The following is an 18,404-nucleotide window of genomic DNA, read 5'->3' as shown; positions in this document are numbered from 1 at the left end:
CCTCCCCGCCGCCGCGAGGCGGTTCCAACGCTGTAAATACCGAGTAAACACCAATGTCCGAACACATCATCAAGGCCACTGGCCGCAACGTCGAGGGGAAGGGTGCGAGCCGCCGCCTGCGTCGTGCCGCCAGCATCCCGGCCATCATCTACGGCGGCGCCGCCGCGCCGCAGCCGATCCAGCTCGAGCACGAGAAGATCTGGCTGGCCAGCCAGAACGAGTGGTTCTACTCCTCGATCCTGAGCCTGGACGTCGACGGCAAGGTCGAGCAGGTCCTCCTGCGCGACATGCAGCGCCACCCGTTCAAGCAGATCATCATGCATCTGGACTTCCAGCGCGTCGACGCCAACCAGGCGCTGCGCGTGGCCGTGCCGCTGCACTTCCTCAACGAAGACAAGTCGCCGGCCGGCAAGTCGGCCGACGTCGTGGTCACCCACGAGCTCAACGAAGTCGAAGTGTCCTGCCTGCCGAAGGACCTGCCGGAGTTCATCGAGATCGATCTGTCGGAGCTGAAGGTCGGCGACATCGTCCACCTGTCGGAGCTCAAGCTGCCCAAGGGCGTCGAGATCCCCGAGCTGAAGCTGGGCAAGGAACACGACGTCGCCGTCGTGATCGCCAAGCACGGCAAGGAAGAGGCCGAGTCGACCGAAGACGCGCCGGCCGCGGACGTGCCGGCCGCCAAGGTCGCCAAGAAGGACGAAGACAAGAAGTGATCGCCGGCCGGCGCGCCATCGTCGGCGCGCCGGTCCGCGTTTGCGGACTGTCCTGAGTTCATGGCGGGATTGCGCCTGATCGTCGGCCTGGGCAACCCCGGCGCCGAATACACCCGGACCCGGCACAACGCCGGGTTCTGGTTTGTGGACGCCTTGAACGAAAAGTTCGGCGGCCGTTTCGGCCTGGAATCCAAGCTGTTCGGCGAAACCTCGAAGATCGAGATCGCAGGCAAGCCGGTGTGGCTGCTGAAGCCGGCCACCTTCATGAACCTCTCCGGCAAGTCGGTGACCGCCGCGCTGCGCTACTGGAAGATCGAGCCCGAGGAGGCGCTGCTGGCGCACGACGAGCTCGACCTCGCGCCCGGCACCGTGCGGCTCAAGTTCGACGGCGGCCACGGCGGCCAGAACGGCCTGCGCGACACCATGCAACTGCTCGGCCACGGCAAGTTCCACCGCCTGCGCGTGGGCATCGGCCATCCTGGCCACAAGGACAAGGTCACCCCGTGGGTGCTCGGCCGTCCCGGCAAGGACGACGAGGCCACGATCCTGCGCGCCATCGACGAGGCCATCGACGTGATGCCGCTGGCGGTGCAGGGCAATTTCATGGATGCGATGACGCGGTTGCATACCGCGAAGTGAAGCGGGATTCGGGATTGGGGGTTGGGGAACTGGAGTTTCCCGGCGCTTGGTTCTCGGCCTTCTTCTGAGAATTTTCGATGGGGTTGCGGGCTCGCAGCGAAACGCGCGGTCCAGCGCGCGACTCCGGTTCCCCAACCCCTAACCCCGCTTTTCCAGCTCGAAGTTCGCCTGCCCGCAGCGAAGCGCGCGACCCGGCAAGCGACTCCAGCTCCCCGATTCCTAACCCCTATTCCCGGACTCAGCACCCATGGGCATCAAATGCGGCATCGTCGGCCTGCCTAACGTCGGCAAGTCGACCCTGTTCAACGCGCTGACCAAGGCGGGCATCGCCGCGGCCAACTTCCCGTTCTGCACGATCGAGCCGAACGTCGGCGCGGTGCCGGTGCCGGATCCGCGCCTCAACGCGCTGGCCGAGATCGTCAAGCCGCAGAAGCTGATCCCGACCGCGGTCGAGTTCGTCGACATCGCCGGCCTGGTCGCCGGCGCGGCCAGCGGGCAGGGGCTGGGCAACAAGTTCCTGGCGCATATCCGCGAGGTCGACGCGATCACCCATGTGGTGCGCTGCTTCGAGCACCCGGACGTGATCCACGTCAACAACAAGGTCGATCCGATCGCCGATATCGAGACCATCGATACCGAGCTGGCGCTGGCCGACCTTGAGAGCGTCGAGAAGGCCTACCAGCGCGCCGAGCGCTCGGCCAAGACCGGCGACAAGGAAGCGATCGTGCGCAAGGAGGTCCTCGACCGCGTGCGCAAGGGGCTCGACGCCGGCACTCCGGCGCGCGCGCTGAACCTGTCGGACGACGACAAGGCGGCGCTGCGCGACCTGTTCCTGCTGACCCTCAAGCCGGTCATGTACGTGGCCAACGTGCTCGAGGACGGGTTCGAGAACAATCCGCACCTCGACGCCGTGCGCGCCCGCGCGGTCGCCGAAGGCGCCCAGGTGGTGCCGGTCTCGGCCGCGATCGAGGAAGAGCTCAGCCAGCTCGACGACGCCGACCGCGACACCTTCCTGGCCGACCTCGGCCTGGCCGAGCCGGGCCTGAACCGCCTGATCCGCGCCGGCTACGCCCTGCTGGGCCTGCAGACCTACTTCACCGCCGGGGTCAAGGAAGTGCGCGCCTGGACGGTCAAGGCCGGCTCGACCGCGCCGCAGGCCGCCGCGGTGATCCACACCGACTTCGAGAAGGGCTTCATCCGGGCCGAAACCATCGCCTACGACGACTTCATCAAGTACAAGGGCGAGTCCGGCGCCCGCGACGCCGGCCGTCTGCGCCTGGAAGGCAAGGAATATCGCGTCCAGGAAGGCGATGTATTGCACTTCCGGTTCAATGTTTGAGTAAACTACGCGGCCCCGCTTCCGACGGCTGCACGCGCCGGCGGCGGGGGCGAAAAAATCCCGCAAGATTTCGTGAAAGTGCGTTGACAAGCTGAAGATCGCACTTCAAAATTACGGGCTCTTCGGAGGGATACCCAAGCGGCCAACGGGGGCAGACTGTAAATCTGCTGGCTTACGCCTTCGGTGGTTCGAATCCACCTCCCTCCACCAGGTTGGCCGGTGCGACGATCGGTTTCATCGATGCGGCGCTCAGGCAAAGCGGTAAAGGTTTAGTTGCAAGTTCCAACGCTGTAGCAGCTGTACGCGGCGCGGGAGTAGTTCAATGGTAGAACCTCAGCCTTCCAAGCTGATGGTGCGGGTTCGATCCCCGTCTCCCGCTCCATTGAATCGACGCCGTCCAGCGCAGCAAAAAGTTTCGCTCACGTAGCTCAGTCGGTAGAGCACCTCCTTGGTAAGGAGGAGGTCGAAGGTTCGATTCCTTTCGTGAGCACCATCTTCAAGGCAGTACCGGCTGAGTTACCGACAGCCAACGCGACACACAGACCAAACACGAGAAGCGATAGCCATGGCCAAGGGTAAATTCGAGCGCACCAAGCCGCACGTGAACGTCGGCACGATCGGTCACGTCGACCACGGCAAGACCACGCTGACGGCCGCTCTGACCAAGGTCGGCGCCGAGCGTTTCGGTGGCGAATTCAAGGCGTACGACGCGATCGACGCGGCGCCGGAAGAAAAGGCTCGCGGCATCACGATCTCGACCGCGCACGTCGAGTACGAAAGCCCGAACCGCCACTATGCCCACGTGGACTGCCCGGGCCACGCCGACTACGTGAAGAACATGATCACGGGTGCGGCGCAGATGGACGGCGCGATCCTGGTGTGCTCGGCCGCTGACGGCCCGATGCCGCAGACCCGCGAGCACATCCTGCTGTCGCGTCAGGTCGGCGTGCCGTACATCGTCGTGTTCCTGAACAAGGCCGACATGGTCGACGACGCCGAGCTGCTCGAGCTGGTCGAGATGGAAGTGCGCGAGCTGCTGTCGAAGTACGAGTTCCCGGGCGACGACACCCCGATCATCCACGGTTCGGCCCGTCTGGCGCTGGAAGGCGACCAGAGCGACATCGGCGTGCCGGCGATCATCAAGCTGGTCGAGGCGCTGGACAGCTTCATTCCGGAGCCGGAGCGCGCGATCGACAAGCCGTTCCTGATGCCGGTGGAAGACGTGTTCTCGATCTCGGGCCGCGGCACCGTGGTGACCGGTCGTATCGAGCGCGGCATCATCAAGGTGGGCGACGAAATCGAAATCGTCGGCATCCGTCCGACCCAGAAGACCACGGTCACCGGCGTTGAAATGTTCCGCAAGCTGCTGGACCAGGGCCAGGCGGGCGACAACGCGGGCCTGCTGCTGCGCGGCACCAAGCGCGACGACGTGGAGCGCGGCCAGGTGCTGGCCAAGCCGGGTTCGATCACCCCGCACACCGAGTTCGAAGGCGAAGTGTACGTGCTGTCGAAGGACGAAGGCGGCCGTCACACCCCGTTCTTCAAGGGCTACCGCCCGCAGTTCTACTTCCGCACCACCGACATCACCGGCGCGTGCCAGCTGCCGGAAGGCGTCGAGATGGTGATGCCGGGCGACAACGTGAAGATGGTGGTCACGCTGATCAACCCGGTGGCGATGGACGAAGGCCTGCGCTTCGCGATCCGCGAAGGCGGCCGCACCGTCGGCGCCGGCGTGGTGTCGAAGATCGTCAAGTAATCGTTGTACCTCGCGGCGGCCCCCGGGTCGCCGCCTGGCCGCGAACGGCGGGCCGGCAACCCGGTCCGCCTTCGTTGTTTAGGGCGCCCGGCGCGATAAGTGTTTCGCGGCGACCGGTTTTCGAAGACAATGGCCGGCCGGTAGTCCCAGTCCTTCACGGGCGCGGACTTGAAAGTATCCTTCCGGACCCGAGATTTCAGACGTACGCCAGTAGCTCAATTGGCAGAGCAGCGGTCTCCAAAACCGCAGGTTGGGGGTTCGAGTCCCTCCTGGCGTGCCACTTACACCGAGCCGGCTCGGACGACCCGGCGACTGGCAAGCCATTGAAAGGGCCGCGCAGGGATGGGCGGGCTTTCGCGAGGGAATCGCCCCGAGAATGAACAGCAAGGCCGAACACCACAAATCCAGCGGCGGCAGCGCCGGCGATCTCGTCAAGTACGTCGTGGCCCTGTTGTTGGCCGCCGGCGGTGTGTTCGCCTACATCTGGTTCGAGAATTGGAGCGGCCCGCTGCGTGCGGGCGTCGTCGTTGCCGGCCTGGTCGCCGGCGCGGCCGTGTTCCTGCTCTCGGCCAAGGGCATCCAGACCCGCGAATTCCTGTCCGAGTCGCGCTTCGAGCTGCGCAAAGTAGTCTGGCCGACCCGCGAAGAAGCCCTCAAGACCACCTGGGTGGTCATGATCGCGGTGTTGATCCTGAGCCTGATCCTGTCCGGTTTCGACTGGGTGATCCAGGCGGCGGTCAAGTTCCTGCTGGCGCGCTGAGGAGACGACCGAGTTGAGTACCCCCGAATTGAACACGCAAGAAAACAAGCGCTGGTATGTCGTCCACGCCTACTCGGGCTTCGAGAAGTCCGTGGCCCAGGCGCTGCGCGACCGTATCGTCCGCTTCGAGATGACCGACCGCTTCGGCGAGGTCCTGGTCCCGACCGAAGAGGTCGTGGAAATGCGTTCCGGCCAGAAGCGCCGTTCCGAGCGCAAGTTCTTCCCGGGCTACGTCCTGGTCCAGATCGCCACCCACGACGAGGCGGGCATTCCCCGCATCGACAGCGAGAGCTGGCACCTGATCAAGGAAACCCCGAAGGTGATGGGCTTCATCGGCGGCACCGCCGACCGCCCGTTGCCGATCCAGGACGCCGAGGCCGACCGTATCCTGCAGCGCGTTCAGGAAGGCGTCGAGAAGCCGCGTCCGAAGGTGCTGTTCGAGCCGGGCGAGATGGTCCGGGTCGTCGACGGCCCGTTCGTCGACTTCAACGGCGTGGTCGAGGAAATCAACTACGAAAAGAGCCGCCTGCGCGTCGCGGTGCTCATTTTCGGCCGCTCGACCCCGGTCGAGCTGGAATTCGGGCAGGTCGAAAAGGCCACCTGAGCCGGGCAGGGCGCCCGCGCCGGCCCGCAGGCCGGCGTCCGGGGCCGCCTTCCGCACCAGCCCAAAAATCTGATATAGTGCGCGGCTCGCTGCCCGGCAGGGCGGCAGCCATCACCGACCAGCCGCCCCGGAGCAGTCCCCGGGCGGCTGTTCGCGCGAGAGACAACGCGATGCCGGAACGCGCGATTTTCCGGCCCGATGGGGAGCCTGGGGTCTTTAGGCGCTAGCACCCGGAGAGCACAGCAATGGCAAAGAAAGTAGTCGGCTACATCAAGCTGCAGGTCAAGGCCGGTCAGGCCAACCCCTCGCCGCCGGTCGGTCCCGCGCTGGGTCAGCGCGGCCTGAACATCATGGAGTTCTGCAAAGCGTTCAACGCCGCGACCTCCAAGCTCGAGCCGGGTCTGCCGACCCCGGTCATCATCACGGCCTACTCGGACCGTACCTTCACCTTCGTCACCAAGTCGACCCCGGCTTCGGTGCTGCTGAAGAAGGCCGCCGGCATCACCTCCGGCTCCAAGCGCCCGAACACCGACAAGGTGGGCAAGGTCACCCGCGCCCAGCTCGAAGCCATCGCCAAGCAGAAGGAAGCCGACCTGACGGCGGCCGACCTGGATGCGGCGGTGAAGACGATTGCGGGCTCCGCCCGCAGCATGGGCCTTGTGGTGGAGGGTTAAGAACATGGCAATGAACAAGCGCGAAAAGGCCATCAAGGCCGCCGTGGTTCCGGGCAAGGCCTACGCCTTCGACGAAGCCGTGAAGATCGTCAAGACCGCCACCAAGGCCAAGTTCGTCGAGTCCGTCGACGTCTCCGTGCGCCTGGGCGTGGACGCCAAGAAGTCCGACCAGCAGGTGCGCGGTTCGACCGTGCTGCCGGCCGGCACCGGCAAGACCGTGCGCGTGGCGGTGTTCGCCCCCGCCGGCGCCAAGGCCGACGAGGCCCTGGCCGCGGGCGCCGAAGCCGTCGGTATGGACGACCTGGCCGAGAAGATGCAGGCCGGCGATCTGAACTACGACGTGGTCATCGCCACCCCGGACGCGATGCGCGTGGTCGGCAAGCTCGGCCAGGTGCTCGGCCCGCGCGGCCTGATGCCGAACCCGAAAGTCGGCACCGTCTCGCCGAACCCGGCCGAAGCGGTCAAGAACGCCAAGGGCGGCCAAGTGCGTTACCGCACCGACAAGGCCGGCATCATCCACTGCACCATCGGCAAGGTCTCGTTCGAAGACGGCTCGCTGAAGGACAACCTGCAGGCGCTGCTGCTCGACCTGATCAAGGCCAAGCCGGCCACCGCCAAGGGCCAGTACCTGCAGAAGATCTCGATCAGCTCGACCATGGGTCCGGGCGTGATCGTCGATCAGGCTTCGCTGACCCTGAAGTGACGCAATGGCGCGCTCGCGCATAGCGCGAGCGCCTTTGCCATTGCGTCATCCCCGCGAAAGCGGGGATCCAGAGCCGCCGAACTCTGGCCGCAAGCGACGAATACCCGGGACACGCCTCACCGCGGACCCCAAACGAAACACAGGCGACCGGCCGAACACCGCCGCAAGCCGAAATTTTGAGGGCATCGCCCAGGGGCAACCCGAAGCGATAGCCGTCAAAGACCGCAGGCGCGGTCAGCGCATACCGACGACGGGCACGGAAGCTCGACACGGCAAGGAGTCGCCGTCGGTAAAGCGGGATCGCTTAATTCGGACTCCTCGGAGCCGGGCCGGCGTAGATGGTGCCCCTGACTGAATTTTTTCAGGAAAGGCCACCACCCGGGATGCCTGCGGGCATCCCCGGCGACAAGGACCGTCGCCGCCCAGGACCGCAAGCGGCAGGAGCCGCGAGCGGAGTCAATAAAGGCTGGGATGGGTCGTTCGGGATCAGGGATTGGCGGAGCGAAGGCGAAAGCCCCGCTCGGCGAATCCCGATTCCCAAATCCCGAATCCCGGCTTTTCGGAGGAGTGCAATGGCTCTCAATCTGTCTCAGAAGCAAGAAGTAGTCGCCGAGCTGGCAGAAGTCGCCGCGAAGGCCCACTCCTTGATTGCAGCCGAGTACGCGGGCATCACGGTCGGCCAGCTGACCGCGATGCGCAAGAAGGCTCGCGAAACCGGTGTGTACTTGCGTGTCGTCAAGAACACCCTGGCCTCGCGCGCCGTCGCCGGTACCGAATTCGAGTGCGTCCAGGACAAGCTCGTCGGTCCGCTGCTGTATGCGTTCTCGGTGGACGAACCCGGCGCCGCCGGTCGTCTGATCAAGGAATTCGCCAAGGGCAACGACAAGCTCAAGGCTCAGGTCGTCGCCGTGGGCGGTCAGGTCTATCCGGCCAGCCACGTCGAAGTCCTGGCCTCGCTGCCGACCCTGGAGCAGGCGCTGGCGATGCTCGCCCGCGTGCTGTCCGAGCCCGCCTCGATGTTCGCCCGCGCCGTCAAGGCCGTGGCCGACAAGCAGGGCGGCGGCGAAGTCGCAGCCGAAGCTCCGGCCGAAGCGGAACCGGCGTAATCGCCGCACCGTCTTCGCGACCGCTTCACTGAACCCGATTCGTAAGATCAAATTTTCCTGAGGTTAAACACAATGTCCCTGTCCAACGAACAGATCGTCGACGCCATCGCCGAAAAGAGCCTGATGGAAGTCATGGAACTCGTCCGCGCGATCGAAGAGAAGTTCGGCGTCACCGCCGCTGCTCCGGTCGTCGTCGCCGGCGGCGGCGCTGCCGATGCCGCTCCGGTCGAAGAGCAGACCGAGTTCACCGTCGTGCTGAAGGCCGCCGGCGAGAAGAAGGTCGAAGTCATCAAGGCCGTCCGCGCCATCACCGGCCTGGGCCTGAAGGAAGCCAAGGACCTGGTCGAAGGCGCTCCGCAGAACGTCAAGGAAGCCGTCTCCAAGGACGACGCTGCCAAGATGAAGAAGGACCTCGAAGCCGCTGGTGCGACCGTCGAAGTCAAGTAAGCCGTACTTGCGTCGCCGGCTGGTATTGGCGACCAACCGAAGGCTGGGGGCGAAAGCCCCCGGCCTTTGGCCGTTGTAGCGGGATCGCGCATTCCGGACCGGTTCGAGGTTTTTTTCGGTCCGCGTTCCCGTCGTGAGTTGTCAGTCGGAAGTAGCGGGAGAAGGCGTGCTGGTGCCGGCAATACCAGCGACTTCCCACTGGCAATTTTTGCATTCAGTCATTAGTCCCCCGAACCGCGGACGCGCGGTTCGCCCGGAAGGTGCCGGCACGCGGCTTTCCCGGCCCATTAGCTAATCGAGGCGGTAGCTCACCATGACCACAGCTTCCCAGAACTATTCGTTCACCGAAAAGAAGCGCATCCGCAAGGACTTCGGCAAGCGCAAGTCCATCCTCGAAGTTCCCTTCCTGCTCGCGATCCAGGTCGACTCCTATCGCGAATTCCTGCAAGAGCACACCGACCCGGCCAAGCGCGCCGACCGCGGCCTGCACGCCGCGCTGAAGTCGGTGTTCCCGATCTCCAGCTACAGCGGCAACGCCGCGCTCGAGTACGTGGGCTACAAGCTCGGCGACCCGGTGTTCGACGAGCGCGAATGCCGCAACCGCGGCCTGTCCTACGGCGCTCCGCTGCGCGTGACCGTGCGCCTGGTGATCTACGACCGCGAGTCCTCGACCAAGGCGATCAAGTACGTCAAGGAGCAAGAGGTCTACATGGGCGAAATCCCGCTCATGACCGACAACGGCACCTTCATCGTCAACGGCACCGAGCGCGTCATCGTCTCGCAGCTGCACCGCTCGCCGGGCGTGTTCTTCGACCACGACCGCGGCAAGACCCACAGCTCGGGCAAGCTGCTGTACAGCGCCCGCATCATCCCCTACCGCGGCTCCTGGCTGGACTTCGAGTTCGACCCGAAGGACGCGGTGTTCACCCGTATCGACCGCCGCCGCAAGCTGCCGGTCACCGTGCTGCTGCGCGCGCTCGGCTACGGCAACGAGGAGATGCTCAACAAGTTCTTCGAGATCAACACCTTCCACATCATGCCCGAGGGCGTGCAGTGGGAGCTGGTCTCCGAGCGCCTGCGCGGCGAAACCCTGGACTTCGATCTGGCTGACGGCGACCGCGTGATCGTCGAAGCCGGCAAGCGCGTGACCGCGCGCCACGTCAAGCAGATGGAACAGTCGGGCATCTCCGCCCTGGCCGTGCCGGACAGCTACCTGATGGGCCGCATCCTCTCGCACGACGTCGTCGACACCCGCACCGGCGAGCCGCTGGCCTCGGCCAACGACGAGATCAACGAAGACCACCTGCAGGCCTTCCGCAAGGCCGGCATCGACCAGATCGGCACGATCTGGGTCAACGACCTCGACCGCGGTCCGTACATCTCCAACACCCTGCGCATCGACCCGACCAAGACCCAGCTCGAGGCCCTGGTCGAGATCTACCGCATGATGCGTCCCGGCGAGCCGCCGACCAAGGACGCCGCGCAGAACCTGTTCCACAACCTGTTCTTCACCTTCGAGCGCTACGACCTGTCGGGCGTGGGCCGGATGAAGTTCAACCGCCGCATCGGCCGCAAGGAAACCACCGGCGCCTCGGTGCTGTACGACGCGAAGTACTTCGCCGAGCGCAAGGACGACGAGTCCACGCGCCTGCGCAACGAGCTGGGCGACACCTCGGACATCCTCGACGTCATCCGCACCCTGACCGAGATCCGCAACGGTCGCGGCGTGGTCGACGACATCGACCACCTCGGCAACCGCCGCGTGCGTTCGGTCGGCGAAATGGCCGAGAACACCTTCCGCGTCGGCCTGGTCCGCGTCGAGCGCGCGGTCAAGGAGCGCCTGTCGATGGCCGAATCCGAAGGCCTGACCCCGCAGGAGCTGATCAACGCCAAGCCGGTGGCCGCCGCGATCAAGGAGTTCTTCGGCTCCTCGCAGCTGTCGCAGTTCATGGACCAGAACAACCCGCTGTCGGAAGTCACCCACAAGCGCCGCGTCTCGGCGCTGGGCCCGGGCGGCCTGACCCGCGAGCGCGCCGGCTTCGAAGTGCGCGACGTGCACCCGACCCATTACGGCCGCGTCTGCACCATCGAAACGCCTGAAGGCCCCAACATCGGCCTGATCAACTCGCTGGCGGTGTTCGCCCGCACCAACAAGTACGGCTTCCTCGAGACGCCGTACCGCAAGGTCGTGGACGGCAAGGTCACCGAGGACGTCGAGTTCCTGTCGGCGATCGAGGAGAACGAGTACGTCATCGCCCAGGCCAACGCGCCGCAGGACGACAAGGGCATGATCACCGCCCAGTTCGTCGCCTGCCGCTTCCAGGGCGAAACCCTGCTCAAGCCGCCGAGCGAGATCCACTTCATGGACGTCTCGCCGATGCAGACCGTGTCGGTCGCGGCCGCGCTGGTTCCGTTCCTGGAGCACGACGACGCCAACCGCGCGCTGATGGGCGCGAACATGCAGCGCCAGGCCGTTCCGACCCTGCGTTCGCAGAAGCCGCTGGTCGGCACCGGCATCGAGCGCGCCGTGGCGCGCGACTCGGGCGTGACCGTCAACGCGCTGCGCGGCGGCGTGATCGAGCAGGTCGACGCGGGCCGCATCGTGGTCAAGGTCAACGAGGAGGAAATCTCCGCGGTGACCGACGCCGGCGTGGACATCTACAACCTCATCAAGTACACCCGCTCGAACCAGAACACCTGCATCAACCAGCGTCCGCTGGTGAAGGTGGGCGACGTGATCGCGCGCGGCGACGTGCTGGCCGACGGTCCCTCGACCGACATCGGCGAGCTCGCGCTCGGCCAGAACATGCTGGTCGCGTTCATGCCGTGGAACGGCTACAACTTCGAAGACTCGATCCTGCTCTCCGAGCGCGTGGTCGAGGAGGATCGCTACACCACGATCCACATCGAGGAGCTGACCTGTTCGGCGCGCGACACCAAGCTGGGGCCGGAGGAAATCTCCGCCGACATCCCGAACGTCTCCGAGCAGGCGCTGAACCGCCTCGACGAGTCGGGCGTGGTGTACATCGGCGCCGAAGTCCGCGCCGGCGACATCCTGGTCGGCAAGGTCACACCGAAGGGCGAATCGCAGCTGACTCCGGAAGAGAAGCTGCTGCGCGCGATCTTCGGCGAGAAGGCCTCCGACGTTAAGGACAGCTCGCTGCGCGTGCCGCCGGGCATGGACGGCACCGTCATCGACGTGCAGGTCTTCACCCGCGACGGCATCGAGAAGGACAAGCGCGCCCGCCAGATCGAAGAGTCGGAAATCCGCCGGGTCAAGAAGGACTTCGACGACCAGTTCCGCATCCTCGAAGCGGCGATCTACGACCGCCTGCGTTCGCAGCTGATCGGCAAGGTCGCCAACGGCGGCGCCAGCCTGAAGAAGGGCGACACCGTCACCTCGCTGGTGCTCGACGGCCTCAAGCGCACCGACTGGTTCACCCTGCGCATGAAGGACGAGGAAGCGATCGAGGCGATCGAGCGCGCGCAGAAGCAGATCGACGTTCACGCCAAGGAATTCGAACGCCGTTTCGCCGACAAGCGCGCCAAGATCACCCAGGGCGACGACCTGGCTCCGGGCATCCTCAAGACGGTCAAGGTGTTCCTGGCGGTCAAGCGCCGCATCCAGCCGGGCGACAAGATGGCCGGCCGTCACGGCAACAAGGGCGTGGTCTCGACCATCGTTCCGGTCGAGGACATGCCGTACGCGGCCGACGGCCAGACCGTCGACATCGTGCTGAACCCGCTCGGCGTGCCGTCGCGTATGAACATCGGCCAGATCCTCGAAGTGCATCTGGGCTGGGCCGCCAAGGGCCTGGGCCAGAAGATCCAGCGCATGCTGGAGGCGCAGCAGAAGATCGCCGACCTGCGCAAATTCCTCGACGACGTCTACAACCACGACACCAAGGTGCACGGCCAGCGCGTCGACCTGAAGCAGTTCACCGATGAGGAACTGCTGCGTCTGGCCCGCAATCTGACCGACGGCGTGCCGATGGCGACGCCGGTGTTCGACGGCGCGGCCGAGTCGGAGATCAAGCGCATGCTCGAACTCGCCGACCTGCCGAGCAGCGGCCAGACCGTGCTGCACGACGGCCGTACCGGCGAGGCGTTCGAGCGTCCGGTGACCATCGGCTACATGCACATGCTGAAGCTGAACCACCTGGTCGACGACAAGATGCACGCGCGCTCGACCGGTCCGTACTCGCTCGTCACCCAGCAGCCGCTGGGCGGCAAGGCGCAGTTCGGCGGCCAGCGTTTCGGCGAAATGGAAGTCTGGGCGCTGGAAGCCTACGGCGCGGCCTACACCCTGCAGGAAATGCTGACGGTGAAGTCCGACGACGTGCAGGGCCGCAACCAGATGTACAAGAACATCGTCGACGGCGAGTACGAAATGGTCGCCGGCATGCCGGAATCGTTCAACGTGTTGGTCAAGGAAATCCGTTCGCTGGCTATCAACATGGAGCTGGAAGAGAACTAAGAGCGGGATTAGGGATCGGGGTTAGGGGACTGAGGGAATCCGGCGCCTGGCGCTACCCGCAGTTCCCCATCCCCCATCCCCGCTTCTTTCCCCGCTGTTGCTCCCCGCCTGCCGAATTCCTCCGATTGGAGTAAAGAAATGAAAGACTTGCTCAATCTCTTCAACCAGCAGCGTCCCGCGCTGGACTTCGACGCGATCAAGATCGCCCTGGCCTCCCCGGACCTGGTGCGTTCGTGGTCGTTCGGCGAAGTGAAGAAGCCGGAAACCATCAACTACCGTACCTTCAAGCCCGAGCGCGACGGCCTGTTCTGCGCCGCGATCTTCGGGCCGATCAAGGACTACGAGTGCCTGTGCGGCAAGTACAAGCGCATGAAGCACCGCGGCGTGGTGTGCGAGAAGTGCGGCACCGAGGTCACCCTGGCCAAGGTCCGCCGCGAGCGCATGGGCCACATCGACCTGGCGTCGCCGGTCGCGCACATCTGGTTCCTCAAGTCGCTGCCCTCGCGCATCGGCCTGATGCTGGACATGACCCTGCGCGACATCGAGCGCATCCTGTACTTCGAAGCGTACGTGGTCACCGAGCCGGGCCTGACCCCGATGGAACGCGGCAACCTGCTCACCGAGGAGCAGTACCTGCAGGCGCGCCAGGAACACGGCGACGACTTCGAAGCCGCGATGGGCGCCGAGGCGGTCTACGACCTGCTGCGCACCATCGACCTGCAGGCCGAAATGCTGCAGCTGCGCGAGGAGATCGCCTCGACCAACAGCGAGACCAAGCTCAAGCGCCTGACCAAGCGGATCAAGCTGGTCGAAGCCTTCCTCGAGTCCGGCAACCGTCCGGAGTGGATGGTCATGACCGTGCTGCCGGTGCTGCCGCCGGATCTGCGCCCGCTGGTGCCGCTGGAAGGCGGCCGCTTCGCGACCTCGGATCTGAACGACCTGTACCGCCGCGTCATCAACCGCAACAACCGCCTGCGCCGCCTGCTCGAACTCAATGCGCCCGACATCATCGTGCGCAACGAGAAGCGCATGCTGCAGGAATCGGTCGACGCCCTGATGGACAACGGCCGCCGCGGCCGCGCCATCACCGGCACCAACAAGCGCCCGCTCAAGTCGCTCGCCGACATGATCAAGGGCAAGCAGGGCCGGTTCCGCCAGAACCTGCTCGGCAAGCGCGTGGACTACTCGGGCCGTTCGGTCATCGTGGTCGGCCCGACCCTGCGCCTGCACGAGTGCGGCCTGCCGAAGAAGATGGCGCTGGAGCTGTTCAAGCCCTTCATCTTCGCCAAGCTGCAGCGCCGCGGCCTGGCCACCACGATCAAGGCCGCCAAGAAGCTGGTCGAGCGCGAAGAAGCGGAAGTCTGGGACATCCTCGAAGAGGTGATCCGCGAGCATCCGGTGCTGCTGAACCGCGCGCCGACCCTGCACCGCCTGGGCATCCAGGCGTTCGAGCCGGTGCTGATCGAAGGCAAGGCGATCCAGCTGCACCCGCTGGTCTGCACCGCGTTCAACGCCGACTTCGACGGCGACCAGATGGCCGTGCACGTCCCGCTGAGCCTCGAGGCCCAGCTGGAAGCGCGCGCGCTGATGATGGCGTCGAACAACATCCTGTCGCCGGCCAACGGCGAGCCGATCATCGTGCCGTCGCAGGACGTCGTGCTCGGCCTGTACTACATGACCCGCGCCCTGGAGAACAAGGCGGGCGAGGGCATGGCGTTCGCCAACGTGGCCGAAGTCAAGCGCGCCTACGACAACCGAGTCGTGCAGCTGCACGCCAAGGTGAAGGTCCGCATCACCGAGACCGTGATCGCCGAAGACGGCACCCGCTCGCAGAAGACCTCGGTCGTCGACACCACCGTCGGCCGCGCGCTGCTGCGCGAGATCCTGCCGGACGGCCTGCCGTACGCGCTGGCCAACACCGAGCTGACCAAGAAGAACATCAGCCGCCTGATCAACTCCTGCTACCGCATGCTGGGGCTGAAGGACACGGTCGTGTTCGCCGACCGCCTGATGTACACCGGCTTCGGTTACGCGACCCGCGCCGGCGTGTCGATCGGCATCGACGACATGATCATCCCGGGCGAGAAGAAGGGCATCCTGGCCGAGGCCGAATCGGAAGTGCTGGAAATCCAGCAGCAGTACCAGTCCGGTCTGGTCACCGCGGGCGAGCGCTACAACAAGGTCGTCGACATCTGGTCGCGCACCAACGAGCGCGTGGCCAAGGCGATGATGGACGCGATCGGCACCGACACCGTGGCCAACGCCAAGGGCGAGATGGTCCCGCAGAAGTCGATGAACTCGATCTACATCATGGCCGACTCCGGCGCGCGCGGTTCGCAGGCGCAGATCCGTCAGCTCGCCGGCATGCGCGGCCTGATGGCGCGTCCGGACGGCTCGATCATCGAGACGCCGATCACCGCGAACTTCCGCGAAGGCCTGAACGTTCTGCAGTACTTCATCTCGACCCACGGCGCCCGTAAGGGCCTGGCGGATACCGCGCTGAAGACCGCGAACTCGGGTTACCTGACCCGCCGTCTGGTCGACGTCGCCCAGGACGTGGTCATCACCGAAACCGACTGCGGCACCGTCGAGGGTCTGACCATGACCCCGATCGTCGAAGGCGGCGACGTGGTCGAACCGCTGCGCGACCGCGTGCTGGGCCGCGTCGTGGCCGAGGACGTGTTCCTGCCGGGCAACGACGAGGAACCGATCGTCACCCGCAACACCCTGCTCGACGAAGCCTGGGTGCAGAAGCTCGAGGACGCCAGCGTCCAGTCGATCAAGGTGCGCTCGACCATCACCTGCGAAAGCAGCTTCGGCGTGTGCGCGCGCTGCTACGGCCGCGACCTCGGCCGCGGCCACCTGGTCAACCACGGCGAAGCGGTCGGCGTCGTCGCCGCGCAGTCGATCGGCGAGCCGGGCACCCAGCTGACCATGCGTACCTTCCACATCGGCGGCGCGGCGTCGCGAGCGGCGGCGATCGACAACGTCACCGTCAAGACCACCGGTTCGCTGAAGTTCAACAACCTCAAGCACGTCGCCCACGCCGGCGGCCACCTGGTCGCGGTGTCGCGTTCGGGCGAACTGTCGGTGCTCGACCCGCACGGCCGCGAGCGCGAGCGCTACAAGATCCCGTACGGCGCGACCATCAACTTCCGCGATGGCGCCGAGATCAAGGCCGGCAACACGGTCGCGAACTGGGATCCGCACAACCACCCGATCGTTTCGGAAGTCGCCGGTTTCGTGCGCTTCATCGACTTCGTCGATGGCGTGACCGTGATCGAGAAGACCGACGAACTGACCGGCCTGGCCTCGCGCGAGATCACCGATCCCAAGCGTCGCGGCTCGCAGGGCAAGGACCTGCGTCCGATCGTGCGCATCGTCGACAAGAACGGCAAGGACCTGTCGATCCCGGGTACCGACCTGCCGGCGCAGTACCTGCTGCCGCCGCGCTCGATCGTCAACCTGCAGGACGGCGCGCCGGTCGGCGTCGGCGACGTGGTCGCCAAGATCCCGCAGGAAGCGTCCAAGACCCGCGACATCACCGGCGGTCTGCCGCGCGTGGCCGACTTGTTCGAAGCGCGCAAGCCGAAGGATCCGGCGATCCTGGCCGAAGTCTCGGGCATCGTCAGCTTCGGCAAGGACACCAAGGGCAAGCAGCGCCTGATCATCAAGCAGGCGGACGGCGAGGAGCACGAAGAGCTGATCCCGAAGTACCGCCAGATCATCGTGTTCGAAGGCGAGCACGTGGAGAAGGGCGAGACGGTCGTGGACGGCGAGCCGAGCCCGCAGGACATCCTGCGCCTGCTGGGCGTGGAGCCGCTGGCGGTCTACCTGACCAAGGAAATCCAGGACGTCTACCGCCTGCAGGGCGTGAAGATCAACGACAAGCACATCGAGGTGATCGTTCGCCAGATGCTGCGCAAGGTCGAGATCGTCGACGGCGGCGACAGCAAGTTCCTCAACGGCGAACAGGTCGAGCGTCAGCGCCTGATCGAGGAGAACGTGCGTCTGCAGGCCCGCAGCGAGATCCTGGCCAAGTACGACCCGGTCCTGCTCGGCATCACCAAGGCCTCGCTGGCGACCGAGTCGTTCATCTCGGCGGCTTCGTTCCAGGAGACCACCCGCGTGTTGACCGAGGCGGCCGTGCGCGGCACCCGCGACAACCTGCGCGGCCTCAAGGAGAACGTGATCGTCGGTCGCCTGATCCCGGCCGGTACCGGCCTGGCGTACCACAGCCAGCGCCGCAAGAACGCGTCGGGCCTGACCGACTCGGAGATGGAAGCGCTGGCCGGTCCGGTGAGCGCGGCGGTCGAGGCTCCGGCTCCGGTCGAGACGGTCGCCGGCGACGACGCCGAGTAAGCGATTCGCGCTCCGGTCCGGCCGTCAGGCCGGGCCGGCGCCGAAGCGGCACTACCGAGGCGGGCAGCGATGCCCGCCTCTTTTTTGCTCCATCCGTTGCCGCGGACCCGCATGAACGGGGACGGCGGGTCGCTGTGGGGCTGGCAAGTCTGGCAAAACGTGCTAGACTCGCCGACCGGATTGGACCCTATGGGTCGAAATCCCAGATCACGAAATTAGGCACAGGGAGTGCCTAGTGTTCGGCCCAGGGCAGGGCGGGATCATCGAATAAGGAAACGAAACTGCCGCCTCCGGGTGTCGGTTTCGCCTGTTCGCGCTGCCTGCGTTGACGGAAACGTTAAGCGCGGGCTATACTTTTTCGTCTCGGCAGGTCGGGTGGTTTCGGCTTGCCGTTCGTTTCTCACGAAGCGGCCGCCCGGCCCTTAAACAAGAGTTCCAGATGGCAACCATCAATCAGCTCGTCCGCAAGCCGCGGCAGGCGACCACGTACAAGAGCACCTCGCCGGCGCTCGCCAACTGCCCGCAGCGTCGCGGCGTCTGCACCCGCGTGTACACCACCACCCCGAAGAAGCCGAACTCGGCTCTGCGCAAGGTCGCCAAGGTGCGCCTGACCAACGGGTACGAAATCATTTCGTACATCGGCGGCGAAGGCCACAACCTGCAGGAGCACTCGGTCGTGCTGATCCGCGGCGGCCGCGTGAAGGACCTGCCGGGCGTGCGCTACCACACCGTGCGCGGCTCGCTCGACGCCGCCGGCGTCGCCAAGCGCCGCCAGGGCCGTTCCAAGTACGGCGCCAAGCGTCCGAAGTCCTAATCGCGTCGAT

At 65.6% G+C, this 18,404-nt stretch carries 13 protein-coding genes and 4 tRNA genes; all 17 read left to right on the top strand.

The features are described from left to right. Positions 1 to 53: 53 nt before the first annotated feature. The 17 genes from JHW38_RS09835 (at position 54) to rpsL (ending at position 18,394) form a co-directional block, all read left to right on the top strand. A complete protein-coding gene (locus tag JHW38_RS09835) occupies positions 54 to 713 on the top strand; it encodes a 50S ribosomal protein L25/general stress protein Ctc (RefSeq protein WP_207525742.1) in 660 nt (219 codons plus the stop codon). 60 nt (positions 714 to 773) lie between these two features. Then, a complete protein-coding gene (gene pth / locus JHW38_RS09830) occupies positions 774 to 1,352 on the top strand; it encodes an aminoacyl-tRNA hydrolase (protein WP_207525741.1) in 579 nt (192 codons plus the stop codon). Between the two features lie 247 nt (positions 1,353 to 1,599). Next, the gene (gene ychF, locus JHW38_RS09825) at positions 1,600 to 2,691 is read left to right on the top strand and encodes a redox-regulated ATPase YchF (protein ID WP_207525740.1); all 1,092 of its coding nucleotides are present in this window, start codon (positions 1,600 to 1,602) and stop codon (positions 2,689 to 2,691) included. 124 nt (positions 2,692 to 2,815) lie between these two features. Further along, positions 2,816 to 2,901, top strand: a tRNA-Tyr gene (locus JHW38_RS09820). 98 nt (positions 2,902 to 2,999) lie between these two features. Next, positions 3,000 to 3,073 (top strand) — tRNA-Gly (locus JHW38_RS09815). Positions 3,074 to 3,108: 35 nt separating this feature from the next. Further along, positions 3,109 to 3,184 (top strand) — tRNA-Thr (locus JHW38_RS09810). A 72-nt stretch (positions 3,185 to 3,256) separates the two neighbouring features. Next, the gene (tuf, locus tag JHW38_RS09805; RefSeq protein WP_057948556.1) at positions 3,257 to 4,447 is read left to right on the top strand and encodes an elongation factor Tu; all 1,191 of its coding nucleotides are present in this window, start codon (positions 3,257 to 3,259) and stop codon (positions 4,445 to 4,447) included. A 204-nt stretch (positions 4,448 to 4,651) separates the two neighbouring features. Beyond that, positions 4,652 to 4,727 (top strand) — tRNA-Trp (locus JHW38_RS09800). Between the two features lie 96 nt (positions 4,728 to 4,823). Further along, a complete protein-coding gene (gene secE / locus JHW38_RS09795) occupies positions 4,824 to 5,207 on the top strand; it encodes a preprotein translocase subunit SecE (RefSeq protein ID WP_207525739.1) in 384 nt (127 codons plus the stop codon). 28 nt (positions 5,208 to 5,235) lie between these two features. After that, the gene (nusG, locus tag JHW38_RS09790; protein WP_207526319.1) at positions 5,236 to 5,811 is read left to right on the top strand and encodes a transcription termination/antitermination protein NusG; all 576 of its coding nucleotides are present in this window, start codon (positions 5,236 to 5,238) and stop codon (positions 5,809 to 5,811) included. 245 nt (positions 5,812 to 6,056) lie between these two features. Then, the gene (gene rplK / locus JHW38_RS09785) at positions 6,057 to 6,485 is read left to right on the top strand and encodes a 50S ribosomal protein L11 (RefSeq protein ID WP_057948565.1); all 429 of its coding nucleotides are present in this window, start codon (positions 6,057 to 6,059) and stop codon (positions 6,483 to 6,485) included. A 4-nt stretch (positions 6,486 to 6,489) separates the two neighbouring features. Then, the gene (gene rplA, locus JHW38_RS09780) at positions 6,490 to 7,188 is read left to right on the top strand and encodes a 50S ribosomal protein L1 (RefSeq protein ID WP_207525738.1); all 699 of its coding nucleotides are present in this window, start codon (positions 6,490 to 6,492) and stop codon (positions 7,186 to 7,188) included. A gap of 572 nt (positions 7,189 to 7,760) precedes the next feature. Next, positions 7,761 to 8,294: a 50S ribosomal protein L10 gene (gene rplJ / locus JHW38_RS09775; RefSeq protein ID WP_207525737.1), complete on the top strand. Its 534-nt coding sequence runs from the start codon at positions 7,761 to 7,763 to the stop codon at positions 8,292 to 8,294. A gap of 72 nt (positions 8,295 to 8,366) precedes the next feature. After that, the gene (gene rplL, locus JHW38_RS09770; protein WP_207525736.1) at positions 8,367 to 8,741 is read left to right on the top strand and encodes a 50S ribosomal protein L7/L12; all 375 of its coding nucleotides are present in this window, start codon (positions 8,367 to 8,369) and stop codon (positions 8,739 to 8,741) included. Positions 8,742 to 9,054: 313 nt separating this feature from the next. Next, a complete protein-coding gene (rpoB, locus tag JHW38_RS09765; protein WP_207525735.1) occupies positions 9,055 to 13,218 on the top strand; it encodes a DNA-directed RNA polymerase subunit beta in 4,164 nt (1,387 codons plus the stop codon). Between the two features lie 138 nt (positions 13,219 to 13,356). Then, complete coding sequence (gene rpoC / locus JHW38_RS09760) at positions 13,357 to 17,580, top strand: DNA-directed RNA polymerase subunit beta' (RefSeq protein ID WP_207525734.1); 4,224 nt, start codon at positions 13,357 to 13,359, stop codon at positions 17,578 to 17,580. A 439-nt stretch (positions 17,581 to 18,019) separates the two neighbouring features. Further along, on the top strand, positions 18,020 to 18,394 hold the full coding sequence (gene rpsL / locus JHW38_RS09755) for a 30S ribosomal protein S12 (protein WP_207525733.1): 375 nt from the start codon (positions 18,020 to 18,022) through the stop codon (positions 18,392 to 18,394). Positions 18,395 to 18,404 lie beyond the last annotated feature (10 nt).

It is taken from the genome of Lysobacter enzymogenes (assembly GCF_017355525.1).
Taxonomy (GTDB): domain Bacteria; phylum Pseudomonadota; class Gammaproteobacteria; order Xanthomonadales; family Xanthomonadaceae; genus Lysobacter; species Lysobacter enzymogenes_C.
The sequence above is the reverse complement of the archived record's forward strand: the minus strand, read 5'-3'. Positions and strand labels throughout refer to the sequence as shown.

What these genes read in the sequence shown, in the direction of transcription:
- rplJ (WP_207525737.1), top strand. Translation starts at nt 7,761, where the DNA reads ATGGCTCTCAATCTGTCTCAGAAGCAAGAAGTAGTCGCCGAGCTGGCA.
- tuf (WP_057948556.1), top strand. Translation starts at nt 3,257, where the DNA reads ATGGCCAAGGGTAAATTCGAGCGCACCAAGCCGCACGTGAACGTCGGC.
- rpoB (WP_207525735.1), top strand. Translation starts at nt 9,055, where the DNA reads ATGACCACAGCTTCCCAGAACTATTCGTTCACCGAAAAGAAGCGCATC.
- pth (WP_207525741.1), top strand. Translation starts at nt 774, where the DNA reads ATGGCGGGATTGCGCCTGATCGTCGGCCTGGGCAACCCCGGCGCCGAA.
- secE (WP_207525739.1), top strand. Translation starts at nt 4,824, where the DNA reads ATGAACAGCAAGGCCGAACACCACAAATCCAGCGGCGGCAGCGCCGGC.
- ychF (WP_207525740.1), top strand. Translation starts at nt 1,600, where the DNA reads ATGGGCATCAAATGCGGCATCGTCGGCCTGCCTAACGTCGGCAAGTCG.
- rplK (WP_057948565.1), top strand. Translation starts at nt 6,057, where the DNA reads ATGGCAAAGAAAGTAGTCGGCTACATCAAGCTGCAGGTCAAGGCCGGT.
- rplL (WP_207525736.1), top strand. Translation starts at nt 8,367, where the DNA reads ATGTCCCTGTCCAACGAACAGATCGTCGACGCCATCGCCGAAAAGAGC.
- rpsL (WP_207525733.1), top strand. Translation starts at nt 18,020, where the DNA reads ATGGCAACCATCAATCAGCTCGTCCGCAAGCCGCGGCAGGCGACCACG.
- rpoC (WP_207525734.1), top strand. Translation starts at nt 13,357, where the DNA reads ATGAAAGACTTGCTCAATCTCTTCAACCAGCAGCGTCCCGCGCTGGAC.
- JHW38_RS09835 (WP_207525742.1), top strand. Translation starts at nt 54, where the DNA reads ATGTCCGAACACATCATCAAGGCCACTGGCCGCAACGTCGAGGGGAAG.
- rplA (WP_207525738.1), top strand. Translation starts at nt 6,490, where the DNA reads ATGGCAATGAACAAGCGCGAAAAGGCCATCAAGGCCGCCGTGGTTCCG.